The sequence below is a fragment of the Pseudomonas sp. p21 genome (assembly GCF_001642705.1).
In the GTDB taxonomy this organism is placed as follows: Bacteria; Pseudomonadota; Gammaproteobacteria; order Pseudomonadales; family Pseudomonadaceae; genus Aquipseudomonas.
This window is the reverse complement of the sequence record NZ_LWBV01000002.1, coordinates 481130-504178: the sequence shown is the minus strand read 5'-3', so window position 1 is coordinate 504178 and position 23049 is coordinate 481130. Positions and strand designations below refer to the sequence as shown.

General features: G+C 64.0%; 21 protein-coding genes. 7 read left to right on the top strand and 14 right to left on the bottom strand.

The window, feature by feature from the left end:
- Window positions 1-30: 30 nt before the first annotated feature.
- Window positions 31-1086 carry a hypothetical protein gene (locus A4C63_RS07220; protein WP_063912095.1) on the top strand — a complete coding sequence of 352 codons (1056 nt, stop codon included), beginning with the start codon at window positions 31-33 and terminating at the stop codon, window positions 1084-1086.
- A 9-nt stretch (window positions 1087-1095) separates the two neighbouring features.
- Here A4C63_RS07220 and A4C63_RS07215 read toward each other — a convergent pair whose 3' ends face one another.
- Entirely contained in the window at window positions 1096-1764 is a 669-nt protein-coding gene (locus tag A4C63_RS07215; protein WP_082888275.1) for an FMN-dependent NADH-azoreductase, read from the bottom strand.
- A gap of 139 nt (window positions 1765-1903) precedes the next feature.
- Here A4C63_RS07215 and A4C63_RS07210 point away from each other — a divergent pair, with 139 nt between their 5' ends.
- The gene (locus A4C63_RS07210; RefSeq protein WP_063912094.1) at window positions 1904-2758 is read left to right on the top strand and encodes a LysR family transcriptional regulator; all 855 of its coding nucleotides are present in this window, start codon (window positions 1904-1906) and stop codon (window positions 2756-2758) included.
- Between the two features lie 70 nt (window positions 2759-2828).
- Here A4C63_RS07210 and ilvD read toward each other — a convergent pair whose 3' ends face one another.
- Window positions 2829-4670: a dihydroxy-acid dehydratase gene (ilvD, locus tag A4C63_RS07205; protein ID WP_063912093.1), complete on the bottom strand. Its 1842-nt coding sequence runs from the start codon at window positions 4668-4670 to the stop codon at window positions 2829-2831.
- Between the two features lie 477 nt (window positions 4671-5147).
- Between ilvD and A4C63_RS07200 the strand changes: the two genes are divergently transcribed.
- On the top strand, window positions 5148-5804 hold the full coding sequence (locus A4C63_RS07200; RefSeq protein WP_082888274.1) for a magnesium transporter: 657 nt from the start codon (window positions 5148-5150) through the stop codon (window positions 5802-5804).
- 141 nt (window positions 5805-5945) lie between these two features.
- Here A4C63_RS07200 and A4C63_RS07195 read toward each other — a convergent pair whose 3' ends face one another.
- Window positions 5946-7142, bottom strand: a complete 1197-nt coding sequence (locus tag A4C63_RS07195) for a class I SAM-dependent rRNA methyltransferase (RefSeq protein ID WP_063912092.1) — start codon at window positions 7140-7142, stop codon at window positions 5946-5948.
- Between the two features lie 340 nt (window positions 7143-7482).
- On the opposite strand from A4C63_RS07195, the gene A4C63_RS07190 reads away from it, so the two are divergent.
- Together A4C63_RS07190 and mutM are read left to right on the top strand one after the other, a co-directional pair.
- Window positions 7483-8301: an HDOD domain-containing protein gene (locus tag A4C63_RS07190; protein WP_172827498.1), complete on the top strand. Its 819-nt coding sequence runs from the start codon at window positions 7483-7485 to the stop codon at window positions 8299-8301.
- 3 nt (window positions 8302-8304) lie between these two features.
- Window positions 8305-9117: a bifunctional DNA-formamidopyrimidine glycosylase/DNA-(apurinic or apyrimidinic site) lyase gene (gene mutM, locus A4C63_RS07185; RefSeq protein ID WP_063912090.1), complete on the top strand. Its 813-nt coding sequence runs from the start codon at window positions 8305-8307 to the stop codon at window positions 9115-9117.
- 155 nt (window positions 9118-9272) lie between these two features.
- Here mutM and A4C63_RS07180 read toward each other — a convergent pair whose 3' ends face one another.
- The 5 genes from A4C63_RS07180 to A4C63_RS07160 all read right to left on the bottom strand — a co-directional run bounded on the left by A4C63_RS07180 (window position 9273) and on the right by A4C63_RS07160 (window position 13770).
- A complete protein-coding gene (locus A4C63_RS07180) occupies window positions 9273-9524 on the bottom strand; it encodes a YfhL family 4Fe-4S dicluster ferredoxin (protein WP_013974644.1) in 252 nt (83 codons plus the stop codon).
- A gap of 108 nt (window positions 9525-9632) precedes the next feature.
- Window positions 9633-10112: a pantetheine-phosphate adenylyltransferase gene (gene coaD / locus A4C63_RS07175; protein WP_003249065.1), complete on the bottom strand. Its 480-nt coding sequence runs from the start codon at window positions 10110-10112 to the stop codon at window positions 9633-9635.
- A gap of 112 nt (window positions 10113-10224) precedes the next feature.
- Window positions 10225-11823 (bottom strand): GMC family oxidoreductase, encoded by a 1599-nt coding sequence (locus A4C63_RS07170; protein ID WP_063912089.1) that lies wholly within the window; start codon window positions 11821-11823, stop codon window positions 10225-10227.
- A gap of 20 nt (window positions 11824-11843) precedes the next feature.
- On the bottom strand, window positions 11844-12329 hold the full coding sequence (locus A4C63_RS07165) for a hypothetical protein (protein ID WP_063912088.1): 486 nt from the start codon (window positions 12327-12329) through the stop codon (window positions 11844-11846).
- A 10-nt stretch (window positions 12330-12339) separates the two neighbouring features.
- Complete coding sequence (locus tag A4C63_RS07160; protein ID WP_063912087.1) at window positions 12340-13770, bottom strand: coniferyl aldehyde dehydrogenase; 1431 nt, start codon at window positions 13768-13770, stop codon at window positions 12340-12342.
- Between the two features lie 151 nt (window positions 13771-13921).
- On the opposite strand from A4C63_RS07160, the gene A4C63_RS07155 reads away from it, so the two are divergent.
- Together A4C63_RS07155 and A4C63_RS07150 are read left to right on the top strand one after the other, a co-directional pair.
- The gene (locus A4C63_RS07155) at window positions 13922-14587 is read left to right on the top strand and encodes a TetR/AcrR family transcriptional regulator (protein ID WP_063912086.1); all 666 of its coding nucleotides are present in this window, start codon (window positions 13922-13924) and stop codon (window positions 14585-14587) included.
- Between the two features lie 47 nt (window positions 14588-14634).
- On the top strand, window positions 14635-15489 hold the full coding sequence (locus tag A4C63_RS07150) for a sulfurtransferase (RefSeq protein WP_063912085.1): 855 nt from the start codon (window positions 14635-14637) through the stop codon (window positions 15487-15489).
- A gap of 140 nt (window positions 15490-15629) precedes the next feature.
- Here the strand turns inward: A4C63_RS07150 and A4C63_RS07145 are convergent, their stop codons facing one another.
- The 6 genes from A4C63_RS07145 to A4C63_RS07120 form a co-directional block, all read right to left on the bottom strand.
- Window positions 15630-16622 carry a hydrolase gene (locus A4C63_RS07145; RefSeq protein ID WP_063912084.1) on the bottom strand — a complete coding sequence of 331 codons (993 nt, stop codon included), beginning with the start codon at window positions 16620-16622 and terminating at the stop codon, window positions 15630-15632.
- A gap of 60 nt (window positions 16623-16682) precedes the next feature.
- The gene (locus tag A4C63_RS07140; protein WP_063912083.1) at window positions 16683-18056 is read right to left on the bottom strand and encodes a pitrilysin family protein; all 1374 of its coding nucleotides are present in this window, start codon (window positions 18054-18056) and stop codon (window positions 16683-16685) included.
- Window positions 18049-19350, bottom strand: a complete 1302-nt coding sequence (locus tag A4C63_RS07135; protein WP_063912082.1) for a pitrilysin family protein — start codon at window positions 19348-19350, stop codon at window positions 18049-18051. Before A4C63_RS07135 ends, A4C63_RS07140 begins: the two co-directional genes overlap by 8 nt.
- Before the next feature lie 93 nt (window positions 19351-19443).
- Window positions 19444-20046 (bottom strand): 16S rRNA (guanine(966)-N(2))-methyltransferase RsmD, encoded by a 603-nt coding sequence (gene rsmD, locus A4C63_RS07130; protein WP_063912081.1) that lies wholly within the window; start codon window positions 20044-20046, stop codon window positions 19444-19446.
- Window positions 20046-21536, bottom strand: a complete 1491-nt coding sequence (locus A4C63_RS07125) for a pitrilysin family protein (RefSeq protein WP_063912080.1) — start codon at window positions 21534-21536, stop codon at window positions 20046-20048. Before A4C63_RS07125 ends, rsmD begins: the two co-directional genes overlap by 1 nt.
- The gene (locus A4C63_RS07120) at window positions 21529-22884 is read right to left on the bottom strand and encodes a pitrilysin family protein (protein WP_063912079.1); all 1356 of its coding nucleotides are present in this window, start codon (window positions 22882-22884) and stop codon (window positions 21529-21531) included. Before A4C63_RS07120 ends, A4C63_RS07125 begins: the two co-directional genes overlap by 8 nt.
- Window positions 22885-23049 lie beyond the last annotated feature (165 nt).

The following is a 23049-nucleotide window of genomic DNA, read 5'->3' as shown; positions in this document are numbered from 1 at the left end:
CGTTTGTGGGTCATTTCAGGAGATCCGTGCATGAAATTCGCTCCGAAAGCCGTCGCCATCGGCCTGTCCCTGCTGTTCAGTATCGAAACCTTCGCCACCGAGCTCAAACACTGGCCTGCCGAGGCCGCCAGGCAGCTCGACAGCATGATCGCAGCCAATGCCAACAAGGGTAACTATGCGGTGTTCGACATGGACAACACCAGTTACCGCTATGACCTGGAAGAAGCCTTGCTGCCGTTCATGGAAAACAAGGGGTTGCTGAGCCGCGACAAGCTCGACCCGTCGTTGAAGCTGATGCCGTTCAAGGATACCGCCGAGCATAAGGAAAGCCTGTTCAGTTACTACTACCGGCTGTGCGAAGTCGACGACATGGTCTGCTATCCGTGGGTAGCCCAGGTGTTCTCCGGCTTTACCCTGCAGGAGTTGAAGGTGCAGGTGGATGAACTGATGGCTTCCGGCAAGCCGATCCCCAGCACCTACTACGAAGGCGACCAGGTCAAGACCATCGAGGTGCAGCCACCCAAGGTCTTCAAGGGCCAGGCCGAGCTGTACAACAAGCTGATGGAGAACGGTATCGAGGTGTATGTGATTTCGGCGGCTTCCGAAGAGCTGGTGCGCATGGTCGCCTCGGACCCCAAATACGGTTACAACGTGAAGCCGCAGAATGTGATTGGCGTGAGCCTGCTGCTGAAGGACCGCGCCAGCGGCCAGCTGACCACCGCGCGCAAGCAGATCAGTGCCGGGCACTATGATGCCAAGGCCAACCTGGGGCTGGAGCTGACTCCGTACCTGTGGACCCCTGCCACCTGGATGGCGGGCAAGCAGGCGGCGATCCTGACCTATATCGATGAGTGGAAGAAGCCGGTGCTGGTGGGCGGCGATACGCCAACCAGCGACGGCTACATGCAGTTCCATGGCGTGGATGTGAGCAAGGGCGGCATCCACCTGTGGATAAACCGCAAGGCCAAGTACATGGACCAGATGAACGGGATGATTGCTCGGAATGCCGCGGCGCAGGCCAAGGAAGGGTTGCCGGTGACAGCGGACAAGAACTGGGTGACCGTGACACCGGAGCAGATCCAGTAATGGGGCCTATCAGCCGTTGCGGCCTACGATGATCGTACGGGCCGCTTCCTGATCGATGTTCTGTGCCAACAAGGTTACTGCTTCGATGGCACCTGCACGGACGCTGGCCCCCACAGGGCCAAGCGTCTGTTCGACCACGACACTGTGCACCTGGTTAATCCCGACGAAGCGGAACCACGTATCGATGAAGGGTTTTTCCAGGCCAAAAGCCTGGTCGGGTGTCTGTGAGTCAGAGCCGTAACCAAGTCCACGGGAGTAGATTGCAACAGCCCGACGTCCGCCCAGCATGCCATTCAACCCTTGCTCATCGAAGGTGAACAGGACGCCTTTGTGCGAAATTGCGTCGATCAGATGCTTGAGCTTGTACGGGATGCCGAAATTCCACAGCGGTACGCTGAACACCAAGGTATCAGCCCGGTGGAACCGTTCAGCGAGTGCCTTGATCTGCCCCCATGCTGCAGCCTGGGCGGTTGACAGTGGGGCATCGGCAAGCCCTGCGTACTTTGCCGCGAGCAAAGCGCCATCCACTTCGGGGAGCTCGCATTCCCAAGGATCAAGGCAGTCAATCTCCACGGCTTTGCGCTCGGCCAATGCCGCCAGGAACACTTCTGCAATCTGAGTGGAAACGGACCGCTCTCCTCTCGGTGAGGCACAAACATACAAGATACGTTCAACCATGGGGCTTCTCCTTGGCAGCGTTGGTGACACTTTCCCTGGCGTTCGACCACACAGGTGCTTGGCGCAAAGTCTGATTCAGAATGATTGTTTATAGAAATGACGTATGCTCTGCATATTGAGTGAGATAGGTGATTAATCTGTGTTCGATACTGTGCTTTTGCGTAGCTTGCTTGCCGTTGCCGACAACGGTGGTTTCACGCGCGCGGCGCAGAGGCTGCATCTAACGCAGTCGGCGATAAGCGCTCATATCAGGCGGCTGGAGAGTGAAGCTGGGCACAAATTGCTGGAGCGCACGACCCGTTCGGTCAGCCTGACGCCAGCGGGCGCCCGGCTGGCAGGTTATGCCCGCACTATCCTGGCGTTGCATGATGATGCTCGCGCGAGCCTTGGCGTAGGCCGTCGGGTTTCAGGCATGGTATTTGTGGGCTTGAGCGAGGAGATGGTGAAAGCCCCCATCATCGACTGCCTGCGTCGATTCTCGGTGGCGCATCCCGATGTAGAGGTTTCCCTGAAAGTCGGCCTGACCGGCGAGTTGCTTGCTCTTGTTCAATCGGGTGGGCTCGATATCGTGTTGGGGAGCCGCTGCGGCGACGAAGAACGTGGCGAACTGCTTTGGTCCGAGCCGTTGGTCTGGGCGAGAGGGCCGGTTGCGCTGCCCACCGATGATGCAGCCACTCCAATACCCTTGGCGGTGTTTTCCGAACAATGCCCCTACCGCGCCGCCGCCATCGAAGCCCTGGCGCGTGCGGGGCGACAATGGCGGATCGTTTGCCAGAGCCCAAGTGCCGGGGGGCTGATAACCGCTGTCAGTGGTGGGCTGGGTGTAACGCCAGTCACCCGGTCGTCCGCACTGGCTGCAGGTTTACAGGAAGTGCCAACGCTGCCATCCCTTCCTCAAGCGCAGTTCATTTTGACCTCGACGGCGAAGCCGAAGCGCTCAGTTGCCCTGCTGCTGGCACAATTGCGCCAATGTGCTTCGAGGGGGGAGCTTTGACTCAGCATTTCTCTAGCGCCATAAAAAAGCCGGCGCACAAGGCGCCGGCTTTTTCAAACGCCAGAAAGCCTTACAACCCTTCCAGCATGGCCTTGTTACGCACGGCGCCCTTGTCGGCACTGGTCGCCAGCAGGGCATAGGCCTTCAGCGCGGTGGTCACCTTGCGTGGGCGTACTTCAGCCGGTTTCCAGCCCTTCTTGTCCTGCTCGACACGGCGCTCGGCCAGCTCTGCGTCGCTGACCTGCAGGTTGATCGAACGATTCGGGATGTCGATCAGCACCTTGTCGCCGTCGCGTACCAGGCCGATGGCGCCGCCAGCAGCGGCTTCCGGCGAGGCGTGGCCGATCGACAGGCCCGAGGTACCGCCCGAGAAGCGGCCGTCGGTGAGCAGGGCGCAGGCCTTGCCCAGGCCCTTGGACTTCAGGTACGAGGTCGGGTACAGCATTTCCTGCATGCCCGGGCCACCTTTCGGGCCTTCGTAGCGGATGATCACGATGTCGCCGGCCTTCACTTCGTCGGCGAGGATGCCGCGTACGGCACTGTCCTGGCTCTCGAAGATCTTCGCGGTGCCTTCGAACACCAGGATCGACTCGTCGACACCGGCGGTTTTCACCACGCAGCCGTCCAGCGCGATGTTGCCGTACAGCACGGCCAGGCCGCCTTCTTGCGAGTAGGCATGCTCGACACTGCGGATGCAGCCTTCGGCGCGGTCCAGGTCCAGGCTCGGCCAGCGGGTCGACTGGCTGAACGCGGTCTGGGTCGGGATGCCGGCAGGGCCGGCCTTGAAGAAGGTGTGCACGGCTTCGTCATCGGTCTGGGTGATGTCCCACTTGGCGATGGCTTCTTCCATGCTGCGGCTGTGCACGGTCGGCAGGTCGGTGTGCAGCAGGCCGCCACGGGCCAGTGAGCCGAGGATGCTGAAGATGCCGCCGGCACGGTGCACGTCTTCCATGTGATATTTCTGGATGTTCGGCGCAACCTTGCACAGCTGCGGCACCTTGCGCGACAAGCGGTCGATGTCGCGCAGGTCGAACGCCACCTCGGCTTCCTGGGCGGCGGCCAGCAGGTGCAGGATGGTGTTGGTCGAGCCACCCATGGCGATGTCGAGCATCATGGCGTTCTCGAACGCCTTGAAGTTGGCGATGTTGCGCGGCAGTACCGACTCATCGTTTTCGCCGTAGTAGCGCTTGCACAGTTCGACGATGGTGCGGCCGGCGGTGAGGAACAGCTGCTCGCGGTCGGCGTGGGTGGCCAGGGTCGAACCGTTGCCCGGCAGGGCCAGGCCCAGGGCTTCGGTCAGGCAGTTCATCGAGTTGGCGGTGAACATGCCGGAGCACGAACCGCAAGTCGGGCAGGCGCTGCGCTCATATTCGGCGACTTTTTCGTCGGAAGCCGAGGAGTCGGCGGCGATGACCATGGCGTCGACCAGGTCCAGGCCGTGGCTGGCCAGCTTGGTCTTGCCGGCTTCCATCGGGCCGCCGGACACGAAGATTACCGGGATGTTCAGGCGCAGGGCGGCCATCAGCATGCCGGGGGTGATCTTGTCGCAGTTGGAGATGCACACGATGGCGTCGGCGCAGTGGGCGTTGACCATGTACTCCACGGCGTCGGCGATGATCTCGCGGCTTGGCAGCGAGTAGAGCATGCCGTCGTGGCCCATGGCGATGCCGTCATCGACCGCGATGGTGTTGAATTCCTTGGCCACGCCACCGGCGCGTTCGATCTCGCGGGCGACCAGCTGGCCCAGGTCCTTCAGGTGCACGTGGCCCGGGACGAACTGGGTGAACGAGTTGGCGATGGCGATGATCGGTTTCTTGAAGTCTTCGTCCTTCATCCCGGTGGCGCGCCACAGGGCACGGGCGCCGGCCATGTTGCGGCCTTGGGTGGAAGTCTTGGAACGATAATCAGGCATGAAACACTCCTGGCGGCTTAATCAGGTCACAAAAAGGGGAGTGAGCTTCTCTTGTCCTTTGCGCCGCAGGCCGGTTGCCACTGGCACGGATGGGGCCGAAGACCGCGCGGGATCGCCGCGTGCTTGGGCAGAGCTCATAAACCCGCCGGGGATGACTGGCGATGAATAGGCCGATTCTACACCGCTGGCGCTGCGAGGGAATGGCGATGTGTCCGGGCGGTGGCTTTGGCCTAACGGCTGGTACTTGTAGGACGCTTCCGAAACAGCAGCCATGGGGCTGACCGGCCCGCCTCGAATAACTATTATCCGGCCGCCGCATGTGCGGTTTCACGAGATACCCCTCAATGGACCTTCCCAGTTACCGGTTCCGCACGAACCTGCAATCTGGCACTGAGCGCGTCGCCGCCAGGGCTGCCGAAGGCTTGAGTCCGCAAGGCTGAAGTCTGTGGGCGCCTGGGTCGGCGCCTGGAGAACTTCATGCAAGATCAAATCGATAAAAACATCCTTCAACCGGACGCCCACGCAGCCCTGGAGGCGCAGCGGCGCGAAGCGACCGAGGATTTTCACAAAGGTGCTTCGATCACCAACCATGTTGGAAACCTGCGGGATGCCACCCTTGGGCTGCTTTACCGCAAGCGTGTGCTATGGCTGGTGCTGCTGGTGTTCGGCAACCTGTTTTCCGGGGCGGGTATTGCCGCGTTCGAGGAAACCATAGCCGCACACATCGCCCTGGTCTTCTTTCTGCCGTTGCTGGTGGACAGTGGCGGCAATGCCGGCGCCCAGTCGGCGACGCTGATGGTACGTGGCTTGGCCACAGGGGATGTAGTCATGCGTGACTGGTGGCGCATGCTGGGGCGTGAATTCGGCGTGGCGCTGGCGTTGGGCGCAACCATGGCCATTGCAGTGGCGTCTTTGGGAGTGCTGCGCGGCGGGCCGCAAATCGCGTTGATTGTTGCCAGCAGCATGGTGGTGATCGTGCTGGTAGGCAGCCTGATCGGCATGAGCCTGCCGTTCCTGCTCAGCCGCTTCAAGCTGGACCCGGCCACGGCCAGTGGGCCGCTGATCACATCGATTGCCGATGCGGCGGGGGTGCTGGTGTATTTCGGGATAGCGACGCAGGTGTTGGGGATCTGACACTGCCTCGTGCTGGTTTCACCGGCCTCATCGCCGACAAGCCAGCCCCCACAGGTACTGCACAGGTCTCGAGGGCTGTGGTGATCCTGTGGGGGGCTGGCTTGCCGGCGATGGGGCCGGTGCAGGCCGTTTGGGGCTCGGTCAGCTGTTGGGCAGCAACCGGCAGGTGATGCTCTTGATGTAGCGGGTTTCGGCAATGGCCGGGTGCACCGGGTGGTCCGGGCCTTGGCCGCCGCGTTCGAGCAGTTGCATGTTGCGGTCCAGGTGGCGGGCGCTGGTCAGCAGGATGTTGTGCAGGTCGTCCTCGGGCAGGTGCATGGAGCACGAGGCGCTGACCAGGATGCCGTCCTTGGTCAGCATGCGCATGGCCTGCTCGTTCAGGCGGCGGTAGGCCGCTTCGCCGTTTTTCAGGTCTTTCTTGCGTTTGATGAAGGCGGGTGGGTCGGCAATGATCACGTCGAAGCGCTCTTCGGCGGCCTTGAGCTCGCGCAGGGCTTCGAACACGTCGCCTTCGATGCAGGTCAGCTTCTCGCTGATGCCGTTCAGCGCGGCGTTACGCTCCACGCCGTCCAGGGCAAAGCCCGAGGCATCGACGCAGAACACTTCGCTGGCGCCGAAGGCACCGGCCTGCACGCCCCAGCCACCGATGTAGCTGAACAGGTCGAGCACGCGCTTGCCTTTCACGTACGGTGCCAGGCGTGCACGGTTCATGCGGTGGTCGTAGAACCAGCCGGTTTTCTGGCCTTCACGCACCGGGGCTTCGAACTTGACGCCGTTCTCTTCCAGCGGCACCCAGTCCGGCACTTCGCCATAGACGGTCTCGACATAGCGCTGCAGGCCTTCGGCGTCGCGCGCCGAGGAGTCGTTCTTGAACAAAATGCCGCTTGGCTTGAGCACCTGTACCAGGGCTGCAATCACGTCATCCTTGTGCGCTTCCATGGTGGCCGAGGCCAATTGCACCACGAGGATGTCGAAGAAGCGATCGACCACCAGGCCTGGCAGCAGGTCGGAGTCGCCATAGACCAGGCGGTAGCACGGTTGGTCGAACAGGCGCTGGCGCAGCGACAGGGCAACGTTCAGACGGTGCACCAGCAGCGACTTGTCCAGCGGCAGCTTGGCGTCGCGCGACAGCAGGCGGGCACAGATCAGGTTGTTCGGGCTCAGCGCAACGATACCCAGCGGTTTGCCGTTGGCCGCCTCGAGAACGGCCTGCTGACCGGCCTGGAAGCCTTGCAGCGGGGTCGCGCTGACGTCGACTTCGTTGCTGTAGACCCACAGGTGGCCGGCGCGCAGGCGGCGGTCGGCATTGGCTTTTAGGCGAAGGCTGGGCAGGGACATGACGTCGCTCCGGGAAAAAAGAGCGGAATTATAACCTGTTGCCTGGTCGCGCGCCCGTTGTAGGAGCGGCCTTGTGTCGCGAAAGGGCTGCGCAGCAGCCCCAGGGTTTCAGCGGCGCTGCATGGATTGCCGGGGCCGCTTTGCGGCCCAATCGCGACGCAAGGCCGCTCCCACAACGGGCGCGCAGGCCTGTGCCGGTGAAGTAAAAAACGCCGCAACGATTCAGTGGTTGGTCCCATTGCGCGCTAGAGGGTTAGAATCGCCGGTCCCAAACGAGTGTGTACGTATGTCCCAGGAACTCAGCGCCGAACAGATCCAGCAAGCCTTGCAAGGCATCACCATCCCGCCGCAACCGCAGATCATGGTCGACCTGCAGTTCGAGCAGTACATGCCTGACCCGGACCTGGAAACCATCGCCAAGCTGATTTCCCAGGACCCGGGCCTCTCGGGCGCCTTGCTCAAGCTGGTCAACTCCCCGCATTTCGGCCTTTCCAACAAGATCGGCTCGATCCAGCGCGCGGTGAACCTGCTGGGCAGCCGTTCGATCATCAACCTGATCAACGCCCAGTCGATCAAGGGCGAGATGACTGACGAGACCATCGTCACCCTCAACCGCTTCTGGGACACCGCCCAGGACGTGGCAATGACCTGCCTGACGCTGGCCAAGCGCACCGGCATCCAGGCGGCGGACGAGGCGTATACCCTGGGCCTGTTCCATGACTGTGGCGTGCCGCTGATGCTCAAGCGCTTCCCCGACTACATGGATGTGCTGGAGGAGGCCTATGCCAAGGCCGACGAGGAAACCCGCGTGGTCGACACCGAAAACCACGCGTTCAATACCAACCATTCGGTAGTCGGCTATTTCACAGCCAAGTCCTGGCGCCTGCCCGAGCACCTCAGCGCGGCCATCGCCAACCACCACAACGCCTTGGCGGTGTTCCGCGACGAGAGCTCGCGCAATACCCAGAGCCAGCTGAAAAACCTGCTGGCGGTGCTGAAGATGGCCGAGCACATCTGTGCGTCCTACCGGGTGCTGGGTAACCAGGCCGAGGACCACGAATGGAATGTGGTCGGCCCGCTGGTGCTCGATTACATTGGCTTGTCGGAATACGATTTCGAAAACCTCAAGCAGAACATTCGCGAGTTGGGCGGGCACTGACACATGCCGGAATTGCCAGAAGTAGAAACCACCCGGCGCGGAATCGAGCCGCACCTGGTGGGCCAGCGCGTCAGCCGGGTAGTGGTGCGTGACCGGCGCCTGCGCTGGCCGATCCCGGAAGACCTGGATGTGCGCCTGTCAGGGCAGCGCATCGTCAGTGTCGAACGGCGTGCCAAGTACCTGTTGATCAATGCCGAGGTCGGTACCCTGATCAGTCACCTGGGCATGTCGGGCAACCTGCGCCTGGTCGAGCTGGGCTTGCCGGCGGCCAGGCATGAGCACGTGGATATCGAGCTGGAGTCGGGGTTGATGCTGCGTTACACCGACCCGCGCCGCTTTGGCGCGATGCTGTGGAGCCTGGACCCGCTCAACCACGAACTACTGCTGCGCCTGGGGCCGGAGCCGCTGACCGACCTGTTCGACGGTGAGCGGCTGTTCCAGCTGTCCCGTGGGCGGTCGATGGCGGTCAAGCCGTTCATCATGGACAACGCGGTGGTGGTGGGGGTGGGCAACATCTACGCCACCGAGGCGCTGTTTGCCGCCGGTATCGACCCCCGTCGGGAAGCGGGCGGGATTTCCCGGGCGCGCTATCTGAAGCTGGCGATCGAGATCAAGCGCGTGCTGGCGGCGGCGATCGAGCAGGGCGGCACCACGCTACGCGACTTCATCGGTGGCGACGGGCAGCCGGGGTACTTCCAGCAGGAATTGTTCGTGTACGGGCGGGGCGGGCAGCCGTGCAAGGTGTGTGGCACGGAGTTGCGCGAGGTGAAGCTGGGGCAGAGGGCGAGTGTGTATTGCCCGCGCTGCCAGCGCTGAGGCAAGTTACGCGGTACCTTGTAGGAGCGGCCTTGTGTCGCGATGGGCCGCGAAGCGGCCCCGGCAATTTCTGCTGCGGAGCTGAAATTTGGGGGCGCTTCGCACCCCATCGCGACACAAGGCCGCTCCTACAGGTACAGCGTAGGGCCGAGCGATCAGGCCTTGCCAGTAATCCGGCGGTACTTGGCCATCAGCTCTTCTTCGGTTTCCGGGTGCGCTTCATCCAGCGGGATGCAGTCGACCGGGCAGACCTGCTGGCATTGCGGCTCGTCGTAATGGCCTACGCACTGGGTGCACAGGTTAGGGTCGATCACGTAGATCTCTTCGCCTTGGGAGATGGCCTCGTTCGGGCACTCGGGTTCGCAGACGTCGCAGTTGATGCAATCGTCGGTGATGATCAGGGACATGGGGACTCCGGCCGGGGCTCAGCGCCCGGGCATGTTCAACGCAGTGGGCACAATTGTGCCGCATTCGCGCCCGCAGTGCACGCGGGCGCGATGATCAGCCGCTAAAGATTACTTCTTGAAGCGTTCGGTCAGCGCATCGGCCACCACCGGGTGGACGAACTTGCTGATATCTCCCCCCAGCGCGGCAATTTCCCGGACCAGGGTCGAGGAAATGAACGAGTAGCGCTCCGAAGGCGTGAGGAACAGGCTCTCGACGTCGGGGGCCAGTTGCCGGTTCATGTTCGCCAACTGGAACTCGTACTCGAAGTCGGACACCGCACGCAGGCCGCGCAGGAAGACGTTGGCGCCCTGTTCCTTGGCGAAATGCGCCAGCAGCGAGGAGAAGCCGATGACTTCGACATTGGGCAGGTGCTTGGTGACCTCACGGGCGAGCTCCACCCGTTGTTCCAGCGGGAACAGCGGGTTTTTCTTGGGGCTGGCCGCCACCGCGATGATCACGTGGTCGAACAGCCGCGAGGCACGCTCGACCAGGTCGCCATGGCCTTTGGTAATGGGGTCGAAAGTACCCGGGTACAACACTCGGTTCATCGCGTCATCCTGGCTGGAGTGCGTTGGGGAGTCGGATGGTAGCGCAGCGACGGCGCCCCGGCCAAGTCATGCGGCCGGCTGATGGCACTATAGACAGGGGCCTTGTTCCTTGTCATGCACTGTGTGCCAGGCGGGTGACCAGCGCTTCGGTGAGCCTGGCGCTGATGGCATACACCGACAGTTGCGGGTTGGCGCCGATGCTGGTGGGGAACAGCGATCCGTCGTGAACCGACAGGTTTTCCAGCTGGTGATGGCGGCCCAGGCTGTCGCACACCGCCTGGCGCGGGTCGTCGCCAAGGGCGCAGCCACCCATCACGTGGGCGCTGCCCAGGCGCGTGCGGAACGGCTCCAGGCGCAACTTGTCGATCATGGCCAAGGCCTGTTCCAGGCTGGACGCGGCGCTGGCATCGCTGTGCACGGGGGTAACCTGGGTGGCGCCGGCGGCGAACTGGATCTGCGCCATGCTGCGGTAGGCGCGGCGCAGGCCGTCGCGCAGGTAGTCGGTGACCGGGTAATCGAGCACTGGTGAGCCATCGCCGCGCAGTTCCACGGCCCCGCCTTGGCTTTGCGGGTGGAACCCGTCACGCAGCAGCGCCAGCATCACGTGGGTATGTGGCAGTTCGGCCATGCGCAGGGCATTCTCGTGGCCGTGCCCGCCCAGCAGGGTGCTGGCCAAGGCCGGGTGCAAGGGCGGCACTTCCAGCTTGTAGCCGATCGGGCCGTCGCTACCGCCTTGCCATTGGAAATGGTCGCTGTAGATGGACTGCGGGGCGCCGTAGTAGGGGTCGATACGCTCCTTGAAGCGCGCTGCGCTGAAGTTGACCAGATGCAGGAAGGTACGTTTGCCCAGGCGTCCATGCGGGTCGGGCGCGGTCGAGCGCAGCAGCAGGGCCGGGCTGTTGATGCCGCCACCGGCGAGGAGGTAGTGGCGTGCACGAACGCGAACCAGCCGGCCTGTGGGGTGTATGCCCTGGGGATCCAGCGCCTGGCAGGTCAGGCCCTGGATGCGCTCGCCGTTGTGTTCGAAGCGCTCGGCCCGAGCCAGGTACAGCAGCTCGCCGCCCTGTTCGAGGGTGGCGGGAATACGCGTCACCAGCATCGATTGCTTGGCATTCACCGGGCAACCCATGCCGCAGTAGCCCAGGTTCAAGCAGCCGCGCACGTTGCGCGGGATCACCGCCCAGCGGTAGCCCAGCTGTTCGCAGCCACGGCGCAGTACGTCGTTGTTGGCATTCGGTGGCAGGGCCCAGGGGGTGATGCCCAGCTCCTGCTCGATGCGTTCGAACCAGGGGCGCATTTGTGCCTCGCCCAGGCCCGTCACGTTGTGGGCCGTGGCCCAGTGCGCCAAGGTCTGTGGCGGGGTGCGAAAGCTCGAGGTCCAGTTGACCAGCGTGGTGCCACCCACGGCGCGGCCCTGGAGGATGGTGATGGCGCCGTCCTTGCTCATGCGGCCCAGGCCTTCCTGGTACAGGTTGGCATAGGCTTCGTTTTCCAGCAGGTGGAAATCGCTGCTGGTCTTCAGCGGGCCTTCTTCGATCAGCAGTACCTTGAAGCCGGCAGTACTGAGCATCTGCGCGCTGGTAGCGCCACCAGCACCGCTGCCGATCACGGCAACGTCGGCCTCCAGCGTGAGGTCGTGCTCCAGACGCGAGGCGTCATGGGTGATCCAGCCGCTTTCCAGGCCTTGGCGAAACGGGTCGGGGACAGGCATTGGCGCTGCTCTTGTTGTTTTCAGATTTTCGGTGGCCCTGGGTAGCCGCAGGCGGCCCAGGATTCGGGGCGTTCGTACCAGGCCATCTGCAGCAACTGCAGCAGCGAGGCGTGGCCCATGCGCAGCAGGTTCAGCGAGCTGTCCTGCCAACGTTGCAGGAAGGCCGTGACCTGCGCGGCGCTGGCCTGTTCCCAGGTGCCCCAGACACCGGTCAGCGGGCCACGGGTGAGCGGCAGGCTGAGTACGTCGAACAACTGCCGGGTGAGCTTGAGCATTTCCGGCGACAGCGCCGCCAGCTTGTGGTCGAGGCTGTGCAGCACCAGGGTCTCGGCGGCCTGCGTACCGGCCAGTACCACCGGGATCATCGCGCGCAGCAGCGGCAGGTCGTCGTTGCGCAATACCTGGTAGCCGGTCGCGGCTGTTTGTGCGCTGCAGCCGACCAGGCTGGTACCGGCCAGAAAGACGCTGGCACCAAGGCTGAAGCGCAGCAGTTCGCGGCGGTGCATGGGCTGGCCCTCAGCGGATGAACAGCTTGAAGACCAGGCGCTGCAAGGCTTTGCCATAAGGCGGGTAGACCAGCCTGGTAGCGTTGAAGCGCTGCTTGGCCAGTACCGCCTTGGCCTTGCTGAAGGTCAGGAAGCCGTCATGGCCATGGTAATGGCCCATGCCTGAAGGGCCGATGCCGCCGAATGGCAAGTCGTCCTGGGCGACGTGCAGCAGGGTGTCGTTCAGGCACACTCCACCGGAGTGGGTGTGGCGCAACACCTGCTCCTGGCCGGCGCGGTCATGGCCGAAGTAGTACAGCGCCAGCGGACGGGGGCGCTGGTTGATGTAGGCCAGTGCCTGCTCAAGGCTGTCGTAGGGCAGCAGCGGCAGCAGCGGGCCGAAGATTTCATCCTGCATCACCTGCATGCCGTCGTTCACGTCCAGCAGCAGGTGCGGCGGCAGGCGCCGGCCCTGGCGGGTTTCGCCGGGGTACAGGTCGAGCACCTGCGCCCCTTTGGCGTGGGCATCGTCCAGCAGGTGCTGCAAACGCTGCAGTTGGCGCGGGTTGATGATGGCGGTGTAGTCGGGGTTGTCGGCGATGCGCGGGTACAGCCGGCGGACGGCACGCTGGTAGGCGCCGCTGAAGGCCTCCAGCCGCTCGCGCGGCACCAGCACGTAATCGGGGGCAACGCAGGTCTGGCCAGCGTTGAGGGTCTTGCCGAAGGCGATGCGCTCGGCGGCACTGTCCAGCGGTACGTCGGCCGAGACTATGGCCGGTGACTTGCCACCCAGTTCCAGGGTGACCGGGGTCAGGTTGTGCGCTGCAGCCAGCATTACCTGGCGACCCACGCTGGTGGCGCCGGTGAACAGCAGGTGGTCGAACGGCAGGCGGGCAAAGGCCTGGCCTACCTCAACCTCGCCGAGCACCACGCTGACCAGGTCACAGGGGAACACCCGCTCCAGCAACTGCTTAAGCGCCAGGCCAGTGGCAGGCGTGGCTTCGCTGAGCTTGAGCATGACCCGGTTGCCGGCGGCCAGGGCACAGGTCAGCGGGCCGATGGCAAGGAACAGCGGGTAGTTCCACGGCACGATGATGCCGACCACGCCCAGGGGTTGGTAGCGCACCTGCGCGCTGGCTGGCTGGAAGGCCAGGCCGACCCGGCGCCGACTGGCGCGCATCCAGCGTTGCAGATGCTTTTCGGCGTGGCGCAGGCCTTGCACCGAGGGCAGCAGTTCGGCCAGCAGGGTCTCGTCGGCGCTGCGCCCTTCAAAGTCCTCGCCGATGGCCTCGATCAGTTCGGCCTGGCTGGCCAGCAAGGCTGCACGCAGGCTTTTCAGCCATTGGCGCCGCTGCGCGGCCGGCGGCAATGGGTTGCCGGCAAAGGCCTGGCGCTGGGCGGCGAACGTCGCCGCAAGGTCGAGGTCGAATTGCACAGGGGGCAAGGCACTGGGCGAGTTCATGGCGGCTTCGAGTCCGGGCAGGGAATCCCTAGAGCCTATACTCTAATTTGTACGATGGTGCGAATTTTTCCGCGCTGTCGAGCGGTGCATTCCACCGCCAATACGCCGTAAGATGACCCTTTGATGAAGGCCCGCAGACTGGGAGCTGAGCATGGCCCCGCGCATGAAGACCCGAGAGCGCATCGTGCAGAACAGCCTGGAGCTGTTCAACCAGCAGGGCGAACGCAGCGTCAGTACCAACCACATTGCCGCGCACATGGAAATTTCGCCCGGCAACCTGTATTACCACTTCCCCAACAAGCAGGCGATCATTGCCCTGTTGTTCAGCCAGTATGAAGAACTGGTGGACAGCTTCCTGCGCCCGCCACAAGGCCGTGCGCCGACTGTGGAGGACAAGCGTTTCTACCTCAAGGCGTTGCTGGCGGCGATGTGGAACTACCGCTTCCTGCACCGCGACCTGGAGCACCTGCTGGACAGCGACCCGGAGCTGGCTGCCCGCTACCGGCGCTTTTCCGAGCGCTGCCTGCGCCAGGGCCAGGCGATCTACCACGGCTTTGTCGAGGCGGGCATCCTGGCCATGGCGCCAGCGCAGATCGAATCGCTGACCATCAACGCCTGGATCGTGCTGACGTCCTGGGTACGTTTTCTCAGCACCACGCGTGAACATTCCGCGCACCTGGGTGAAGAAGCCTTCAAGCGCGGCGTCTACCAGGTACTGGTGCTGGAGCTCGGTTTCGTCACCGACAACGCGCGCAGCGCCGTTGACGCCCTGTGCCAGGAATTCCATGTACCGTTCAACCAGGCCCTGGAGCACTAGCCCGGGGCCTCAGTGCTATCGATAGTGCCATCGATCAGGAGATTGTCATGCCCCTAGCGCAATTGATCACCCCGCAGCAGTTGGCCGAGCGTCTGGACTCGCCCAAGTTGGTGATCCTCGACTGCCGCTTTGCCCTCGAGGATGTGGACTATGGTCAACGCAGCTATGCCCTGGGGCATATTGCCGGGGCGCATTTTGCCGACCTCGAGCGTGACCTCAGCGGGCCGGTGAGCAAGGGCCGCACCGGGCGCCACCCGTTGCCGGATCCGCGTCGGCTGCTCGAACGCCTGCGCGAGTGGGGGCTGGACGACGACAGCGAGGTGGTGCTGTACGACGACGGCCCCGGCGCTTATGCCGCGCGAGCCTGGTGGCTGCTGGTCTGGCTGGGCAAGCGCAGCGGCGTGGCGATCCTCGACGGAGGCCTGAAGGCCTGGCATGCGGCGCACCTGCCGCTGAGCCTGGACCCGCCGCTCAAGCGTGAGGGCACCTTCAACGGTGAGCCGGACGGCAAGCTGCTGATCGATGCCGAGCACCTCGCCAAGCGCCTGGGTGACGCAGACCTGACCTTGATCGATGCGCGTGCCTTGCCGCGCTTCCGCGGCGAAGTGGAACCGATCGACCCGGTGGCGGGGCATATTCCTGGGGCCCAGTGCGCGGCGTTTACCGACAACCTGGGGGCTGACGGGCGCTTTTTGCCGGCGGATCAGCTCAAGCAGCGCTTTGCCGAGAAACTGGCCGGGCGTGCGCCGGAGCAGTTGGTGGCGTATTGCGGGTCAGGGGTGACGGCGTGTCATAACCTGTTTGCCCTAGCGTTGGCCGGGTATCCGCTGGGCAAGCTGTATGCCGGGTCGTGGAGCGAGTGGATCAACGATCCTCAGCATGGCGTAGCCACTGGCGAATAAGCCGGTCAAATCCTGCAGAAGATCGCCCAGGCCCTGTGGAAGCGGGCGAGCCCGCGAAGCATGCAACGCGGTGGCTGGCACCGGCTGCGCCGGTGTTCGCGGGCGCGCCCGCTCCCACAGAGGTTCTGCAAAACAATCGTTTATGTGCCTTCCACCAGCCACTGCGGAATCCGCCGCTCCAGGTAGTACCCCGGGTTACGCAGGCTGCCATCGACAAAGCCCACATGGCCGCCGCGGCTGTGCAGTTCGAAGCGGGTCTGCGGCGCCAGTTCGCGGGCAGTTGGCAGGCTGTGGCCGGCGACGAAAGGGTCATCGCTGGAGTGGATGATCAGCGTCGGCGTGCGGTTCTGGCCGAGGAAGAAATGACTCGATGAGCGGCGGTAGTAGTCGTGCGCATCGCGAAAGCCATTCAGCGGTGCGGTAACCTTGCCGTCGAAGTCCCAGAACGTGCGCAGGTTGCCCAGCGGCCCCAGCCGTTGCAGCGTCGCCAGCCGTTCATGCTGGCCCTTGTCGTGGAAGTGCCGCTGCTTGAGCTGCACATACGCCAGCATCTCGCGCATGAAGTGTGCCTGGTACACCTTTGAAAAACCCTGGCCGATACGGTCGGCGCAGTGGTCCAGGCGAAACGGCACCGACACCGCCACCGCCGCCTGCAGCTGGCTGGCGACACCGCTTTCGCCCAGGTATTTCAGCAGCACATTGCCCCCCAGCGAATAACCTACTGCATACAACGGCGCCAACGGGCGCTGGGCGCGCAGGTGGCTGACGATTTCGGCCAGGTCTTCGCTGGCGCCGGAATGGTAGCTGCGTGGCAGCAGGTTGGGCTCGCCCGAGCAACCGCGCCAGTTCACCGCCACGCTGGCCCAGCCGCGGCCTTGCAGCGCTTGCTGCAAGCCTTTGACGTAGGGCGAGTGGGACGAGCCGGTCAACCCGTGCAGCACCAGCACCAACGGCGCATGCGGCTGGTGTGGGCCGTGCCAGTCCAGGTCGATGAAATCGCCATCGGCCAGCCACAGCCGCTCGCGGTTGCGCTGCAGTTCGGGCAGTTTGCGCCACAGTGGCCCCCACAGGGTTTGCAGGTGGGGGTTGGACAGGCCGATGGCCGGGCGGAATGTGGCGCTGGGGCTGGGCATGCTGGGCGACTCGTGATGTGCCTGCCTAGAGTGCCATGAAACAGTGGCACTGTACCTGCGCTATTGGTCGGTGGCTGGCAGTGGTTGCTGGTCGACACGTGGCCCGACACTGACCAGCACCTTGCAGTTCAAGTCGAGGCGGCGCTGCATCACTGCGCGGATATCTGCCGGGCTCAGACTACCGATGCGCTCGATGTAAGTGTTCAGGTGGTCTGCGGGCTGATGTTGCTGGGTGGTCTCCGTGAGCAATGCTGCCAGGCTGTTGTTCTGCGCCACGCCACGCAGCAATTGCCCGGCCAGCTGTTTGCGCGCCAGCTGCAGCTCGGTCTGGGTTGGCCCTTGCTCGATGAAGTCGCGCAACAAGGCTGCTACCAGTTCCTGCGAGCCTTGCACGTGCCATGGCGCGATCTCCCACTCGATGGTGAACAGCCCGCCGGCGCTCAACGGCGATGGGCGGCTGTAAATGCCGTAGGTCAGGCCGCGACGTTGGCGCAGTTCCAGCATCAGGCGGGATTCGAGGCCTGAGCCCAATACTTCACTGGCCAGCACCAGTGCTGGGTATTCCGGGTCATTGGCGGGAACGTTCATGGGCAGTGCCAGCAGCACTGCACTGCTGGCGCCGGGCTGTTCGATGCTGATGGTTGCTGGCGTCGCTGTCGGGACGGCTGGCAGGTCGATGGCGGACCAGGCCTGCGGCAGGGCCTGGCTGATGCGTTGCGCGATAGCTTGCGCATCGAGGAGGGAGAGGTCCCCGACCAGCACCATTTCCAGGTTGCTGGCGGAATAGGCACGTTGGTGGAACGCCTGCAAATCCTCAGGGGTAGCGGCCGCTATGCCCTGTGCCGTACTGCCCAGAGGGTTGCCATACTGATGACCTTTGAACAGATGGCGGAATACTTCGCTTCGCGCCCTCAGCCTGGGCAGACGTTCGCGAGAGGCGTTGTGTTGCTGCAACTGGTGCCTGATTTTGTCCAGCGCAGGGGCAGGGAAGGCTGGGTGTGCCACCAGGTCGGTAAACAGCTCCAGGGCCGGGTCCAGAATCGCTTTGGTACTTACGCTGCGCAGGCTCAGCGTTGCGTGCTCCAGGCGTACCTGCTTTTCCATGATCGCGCCCAGGCGCTCCATGTGCTCAGCTTGCTGGGCTGCGGTGTAGCGCTGGCTGCCCTCGTCGAGCATGTACAGCGTCAGGGCTGCCAGGCCGGGTTGCGTGGTGTCCTGGGTGGTCCCGGCGTTGAACCGCAGGACCACGTCGACGATAGGCAGCCCGCGGGCTTCGACGAATTTCACGCCTGTACCGGCGGCCGTTGTCCAGGCCTGCACCTGCGTTTGAAGGGTATCGAACTGGTCCAGATCCAGCCCCTGGGCTGAGACCAGGCCACCGTAAATGCTGTTAGCTACAGCAGGCTGTTGCGCGCTTGCAATGGGGTCATTCATCAGCGCTCTCCTTGTGGTGCATGAAGGTGATGGCCGCACGGGCTTCGGTCAGGAACTCCAGGGCGACCAGGCCTACTTGCTCGGCTGTCACAGCTTCGATGGCTTGCCGTTCGTCGACCAGGGCAATGGGGTCCAGCCCACAGGCGGCTTGTTTGCCGATGCTTTCGGCCTGTTTTGCGATGTCGTCCCTTTCGAACAGTTGCCTGGCCAGCAGGCGTGCCTTTGCGCGTTGAAGGTCTTCTTTGGAGGGGGCCGCCTGGCGGAACGCTTCGATTTCCAGCATCAGCCTTTCGGCTGCAGCCTCCGGCGTAACCTGCGGGCTGCAGAACGCGTAGAAGGTCAGCAAGCTGTCACCGCGCTGCCAGGGCTCATAGGTCGCTCTCAGGCCTTGTAGTAGCGGAGTGTCCTGCACCAACAGGCGCTGTAACGTGCTGGCGTGGCCTTCGGCAAGAATCTCGGGCAGTAGCCGCAATGCGTAGGCTTGTGCGTCAGAGCTGGCGGTACCTTGGCTCGGGAGGTTGAAGCTGAGGATCACGCCGGTGTACAGGCCTTTCAGGCGCATGGTCTGTGCACGTCGAGCCCGTCCAAGTGGTGTTGTGGGTGTTTGCCGTGTTGGCAGGCGATGGGCGGGGATCGCGGTAAAGTGCCGTGTCACCAGCGTTTGCAGCTGTGGCAGGGCAATATCGCCGGCCACGGCGAGCGTGGCGTTGTTGGGGTGGTACCAGGTCTGGTACCAGGTGCGTGCTGCCGCTGGGGTCAGGTGGCCTAGGTCAGTCTTGTGGCCGAGCACTGGTGTGCCATAGCCGCTGTTGTCATAGGCCAGCAAGTAATGATGTTCCTGTGCCATTGCCCAGGGGCTGTTGTCGATATCCTCGCGTCGTTCGGCAATGACCACCGCCAGTTCACGGGCAAAGGGCGCATCGCCGAGGGTAGCGCTGGCCATGACGTCGGCCATCGCCTCCAAGGCAATCTCCAGTCGGCTGCCAGGCAATGTCAGCGGAAAGACCGTGGCATCGGCGTAGGTAAAGGCATTCGGGTCACCGCCCAGGCGGCTCATGAGTGATGAATACTGGCCTGGAGCCAGTTTGCTGCTGCCTTCGAACAGCAGATGCTCCAGGGCATGGGACAGGCCGGTGTGGCCTTCAGGCTCGTAGCTGGAGCCTACGTGGTACCACAGCTGTACGCTGACCAGTGGCGCACGGTGGTCTTCACGCAGGTAGACCTGCAGGCCGTTGGCGAGGGTAAAGGCGTGTACCGAGCCTGCTGGCGCAGGCGGGGTGTGGGGGGCGGTCATGGTTGAAGTGCTCCTGCAGGAAACGAAGGAGCAGCTTCAGCCATGGGGCGGCGGGTTTGTGGTAACTAAATACGGCAACCCTGGGTTACCGGGTCAACCCCGTTGCCAAAGTGCGTAGTGCACCTGGCCGGTCTTCTTTTCGCGGTGCAGGCGCCAGTTGCCCGGCAACTGCAAGGTCGATGGCGCTGCCTCGCTTTCGGTGTAGATCCACGCCTGTTCGTGCAGCCACTGGTTCTGTTCCAGCAGGTTGCAGGTGTTGGCGAGCAGGTCCTGGTGGAACGGCGGGTCGAGGAACACTACATCGAACTGCTGCTTGGCCGGGCATTGCAGATAGCGCAGGGCGTCGGTCTGCAGGATTTGCCCACGCGGGCAGCGCAGGATCTCGAGGTTGTTCTTCAGGTTGGCGATGGCCGCCGGGTTGCTGTCCAGCGCCACGGCGTCCTCGGCCCCGCGGGACAGGGCTTCGAGCACCAAGGCGCCGCTGCCGGTGAAGGCGTCCAGCACGCGGGCACCCTCGATATAGGGTGCCAGCCAGTTGAACAGGGTTTCGCGCACGCGGTCGGGCGTTGGCCGCAGGCCTTCGCCTTCAGGCACCGCCAGGCGACGGCTGCGCCATTCGCCGGCGATGATGCGCAGGTGGCCCTGACCCTTGCTTTGGCCCGGTTGCGGGCGGGCGGGAGGGGTGGATCTTGGCATTAGTGCTCCGGTACCCCGAGCGGCTGCTCGGAGGGCTTGTCAGTGGGTGCTGGCAGCGGTTTTTGTGGCACTTTCGGGCCAACGGTGACCATCACCAGTTTATCCGCTGACAGGTGTTTGTTCATGGCTGCCTTGACCTGCTCGACGGTGAGCGCCTGGGACTGCTGCATGAAGTCCTCCAGCCAGGTCAGCGGCAGGTTGTAGAAGCCAATTGCGCCCAGTTGGCCGACGATGCTGGCATTGCTGGCATTGGACAGCGGGAAGCTGCCGGCCAGCTCGCGCTTGGCATCGTCCAGCTCCTGCTGGGTGGGGCCGGTCTTGAGGTAGTCGGCGAGAATGCCTTGCACCAGCTTGAGCGTGCCTTCGCTGAGCTCTGCACGGGTTTGCAGGTTGATCATGAACGGGCCGCGTACCTGCATCGGGCTGAACACCGAATACACGCCGTAGGTCAGGCCGCGCTTCTCCCGCACTTCGCTCATCAAACGGGTACCGAAGGCACCTCCACCGAGAATCTGGTTGCCCAGCGACAGCGCTGGCCAGTCCGGGTCCTGGCGGTCGATACCGAGTGCTGCCAGCATCAGGTGGGTCTGCGTGGTCGGAAAATCGATGTGGTTCAGGGTTGCATAGGTTTCAGCGGGTTGGGCCGGAGCTGCCAGTGCCGGGCCCTTGGGCAGGCCTGCGGACACCTGGGCGGCGATGCTTTCGGCTTCGGCGCGGCTGAGGTCGCCGACCAGGGCGATCACCGCGTTGCCGCCGGTGTAGGCCTTGGCATGGAAAGCGCGCAGCTGCGCCAGGCTGATCGCCTTGATGCTCTCGGCGGTGCCGTCGCTCGGGTGGGCGTAGGGGTGGTCACCGTAGAGATTGGCGAACAATGCCTTGCTGGCGATCTTGCCAGGGTTCTGCTTCTCGTATTCGAAGCCGGCCAGCATCTGGTTCTTGATGCGCTTGAGGGCGTCTTCGGGGAAGGTTGGCTTGCCGGCCACCTCGGCGAACAGCTTGAGCGCCGGTTCGCGCTTGTCCTTGGCGCTGAGGCTACGCAGCGAAGCCACGGCCATATCGCGGTAGGAGCCGTTGCCAAAGTCGGCGCCCAGGCCCTCGAAGCCTTCGGCGATGGCAGTCACGTCCTTGCCGGCCACGCCCTCGTTGAGCATGGCGTTGGTCAGGGCGGCCAGGCCTGGTGTGCCGCCATCCTGGCTGCTGCCGGCGGCGAAGGTGACACGCAGGTCGAACATCGGCAGTTCGCGGGCTTCGACGAACAGTACCCGGGCGCCTTCGGCGGTGCTCCAGTGCTGGATGTTCAATTGGCGCCGGCTGGGCGCCTTGCCATCCAGCTCGGCCAGCGACTGCAAGGTGTTGGCCGGGCGAGCCGCGTTGCTGTCGGCCTTGGCGGCGTTGTCGGCCATTGCCGGGGCGGCCAGCACCGCCGCCAGCGTCAGGGCGCGGATGCCCGTGGCCAGCAGGGTTGGGTGTGGTGCGCGGCGATCACTCATGGGCGGACTCCTCGGGCAGTACATGGGCAACGCTCAGGCGTTCGCGGGTGAAGTAGGTGCGCGCGGCGTTCTGGATGTCCCGCGGGGTAACGCGCTTGAGTTCGTCCAGCTCGCTGTCGATCAGCTTCCAGGACAGGCCGACGGTTTCCAGTTGGCCGATGGTGGTGGCCTGGCTGCTGATGGAGTCGCGGTCGTAGACCAGGCCGGCAATGACCTGGGCGCGTACGCGTTCCAGCTCTTCGGCGCTGGGTGGGTTGGTCTTGAGCTCATCCAGCAGCTGCCAGATGCCTTTCTCGACATCGGTGAGGGTTTTCTGCTTTTGCACGTTCGGCGTGGCCGAGATCAGGAACAGGCTGTCGCCACGGGTAAAGGCGTTGTAGCTGGACGAAGCACCGGCCACCAGCTCCTGGCCACGCTCCAGGCGTGCCGGCATGCGGGCACTGTAGCCGCCGTCGAGCAGCGCCGAGATCAGGCGCAGGGCATGCACCGTACGCGGGTCCTTGGCAGTGGGCAGGCCAGGTACGTTGAAACCGTAGATCAGGCTCGGCAACTGGGTGCGCACATGCAGGGTCAGCTGGCGCTGGCCTGGTTCGGCCAGTTCGAGCGGCAACTTGGCCGGCGGCACGGCACGCTTGGGGATGCTGCCGAAGTACTTCTGCGCCAGGCCCTTGACCTCATCGGCGGTGACATCGCCGACCACCACAAGGGTGGCGTTATTGGGGGCGTACCAGGCTTCGTACCAGCGGCGCAGTTCCTCGACCTTCATGCGCTCCAGGTCGGCCATCCAGCCGATGGTCGGGGTGTGGTAGCCGCTGGCCGGGTAGGCCATGGCGCGGAACAGCTCGAACGCCTTGGCGTTGGGCTGGTCGTCGGTGCGCAGGCGGCGTTCTTCCTTGATTACCTCGATTTCGCGGCTGAACTCGTCGGCGGGCAGGCGCAGGCTGGCCAGGCGGTCGGCCTCCAGCTCCAGGGCCACCGGCAGGCGGTCGCGGGCCAGTACCTGGTAATAGGCGGTGTAGTCATCACTGGTGAAGGCGTTTTCTTCGGCGCCAATGTCGCGCAGGATGCGCGAGGCCTCGCCGGGGCCGACCTTGGCGCTGCCCTTGAACATCATGTGTTCCAGCGCGTGGGACAGGCCGGTCTGGCCCGGGGTTTCGTAGCTGGAGCCAACCTTGTACCAGATCTGCGAGACCACCACCGGGGCGCGATGGTCCTCGCGCACGACTACTTTCAGGCCGTTGTCGAGGATGAATTCGTGGGTGGGTTGCACATCGGCGGCGAAGGCCGTGAGCGGCAGGCAGAGTGTGCCGAGCAACAGGCCAGCGGCGCGGCGGGCTAGAGCATTCATACGGTGTTTAACCTGTTCGACGGCCCGCTGGGTTTAGCGTCGGCGGGCCAGGAGGTGCTAGGATACTGATCCGGTTGCCTGGCGACCATGCCTGTCGCCGTTCTGGCCCGCAGGACACTAAGACAAAACGTTGCGCATGAACCAGCCGGCTTCAAGATAGTCTGT

Coding starts and splice junctions, on each gene's coding strand:
- A4C63_RS07220 (WP_063912095.1), top strand. CDS start 31: ATGAAATTCGCTCCGAAAGCCGTCGCCATCGGCCTGTCCCTGCTGTTC.
- A4C63_RS07215 (WP_082888275.1), bottom strand. CDS start 1,764: ATGGTTGAACGTATCTTGTATGTTTGTGCCTCACCGAGAGGAGAGCGG.
- ilvD (WP_063912093.1), bottom strand. CDS start 4,670: ATGCCTGATTATCGTTCCAAGACTTCCACCCAAGGCCGCAACATGGCC.
- A4C63_RS07200 (WP_082888274.1), top strand. CDS start 5,148: ATGCAAGATCAAATCGATAAAAACATCCTTCAACCGGACGCCCACGCA.
- A4C63_RS07195 (WP_063912092.1), bottom strand. CDS start 7,142: ATGTCCCTGCCCAGCCTTCGCCTAAAAGCCAATGCCGACCGCCGCCTG.
- mutM (WP_063912090.1), top strand. CDS start 8,305: ATGCCGGAATTGCCAGAAGTAGAAACCACCCGGCGCGGAATCGAGCCG.
- A4C63_RS07180 (WP_013974644.1), bottom strand. CDS start 9,524: ATGTCCCTGATCATCACCGACGATTGCATCAACTGCGACGTCTGCGAA.
- coaD (WP_003249065.1), bottom strand. CDS start 10,112: ATGAACCGAGTGTTGTACCCGGGTACTTTCGACCCCATTACCAAAGGC.
- A4C63_RS07170 (WP_063912089.1), bottom strand. CDS start 11,823: ATGCCTGTCCCCGACCCGTTTCGCCAAGGCCTGGAAAGCGGCTGGATC.
- A4C63_RS07165 (WP_063912088.1), bottom strand. CDS start 12,329: ATGCACCGCCGCGAACTGCTGCGCTTCAGCCTTGGTGCCAGCGTCTTT.
- A4C63_RS07160 (WP_063912087.1), bottom strand. CDS start 13,770: ATGAACTCGCCCAGTGCCTTGCCCCCTGTGCAATTCGACCTCGACCTT.
- A4C63_RS07155 (WP_063912086.1), top strand. CDS start 13,922: ATGGCCCCGCGCATGAAGACCCGAGAGCGCATCGTGCAGAACAGCCTG.
- A4C63_RS07150 (WP_063912085.1), top strand. CDS start 14,635: ATGCCCCTAGCGCAATTGATCACCCCGCAGCAGTTGGCCGAGCGTCTG.
- A4C63_RS07145 (WP_063912084.1), bottom strand. CDS start 16,622: ATGCCCAGCCCCAGCGCCACATTCCGCCCGGCCATCGGCCTGTCCAAC.
- A4C63_RS07140 (WP_063912083.1), bottom strand. CDS start 18,056: ATGAATGACCCCATTGCAAGCGCGCAACAGCCTGCTGTAGCTAACAGC.
- A4C63_RS07135 (WP_063912082.1), bottom strand. CDS start 19,350: ATGACCGCCCCCCACACCCCGCCTGCGCCAGCAGGCTCGGTACACGCC.
- rsmD (WP_063912081.1), bottom strand. CDS start 20,046: ATGCCAAGATCCACCCCTCCCGCCCGCCCGCAACCGGGCCAAAGCAAG.
- A4C63_RS07125 (WP_063912080.1), bottom strand. CDS start 21,536: ATGAGTGATCGCCGCGCACCACACCCAACCCTGCTGGCCACGGGCATC.
- A4C63_RS07120 (WP_063912079.1), bottom strand. CDS start 22,884: ATGAATGCTCTAGCCCGCCGCGCCGCTGGCCTGTTGCTCGGCACACTC.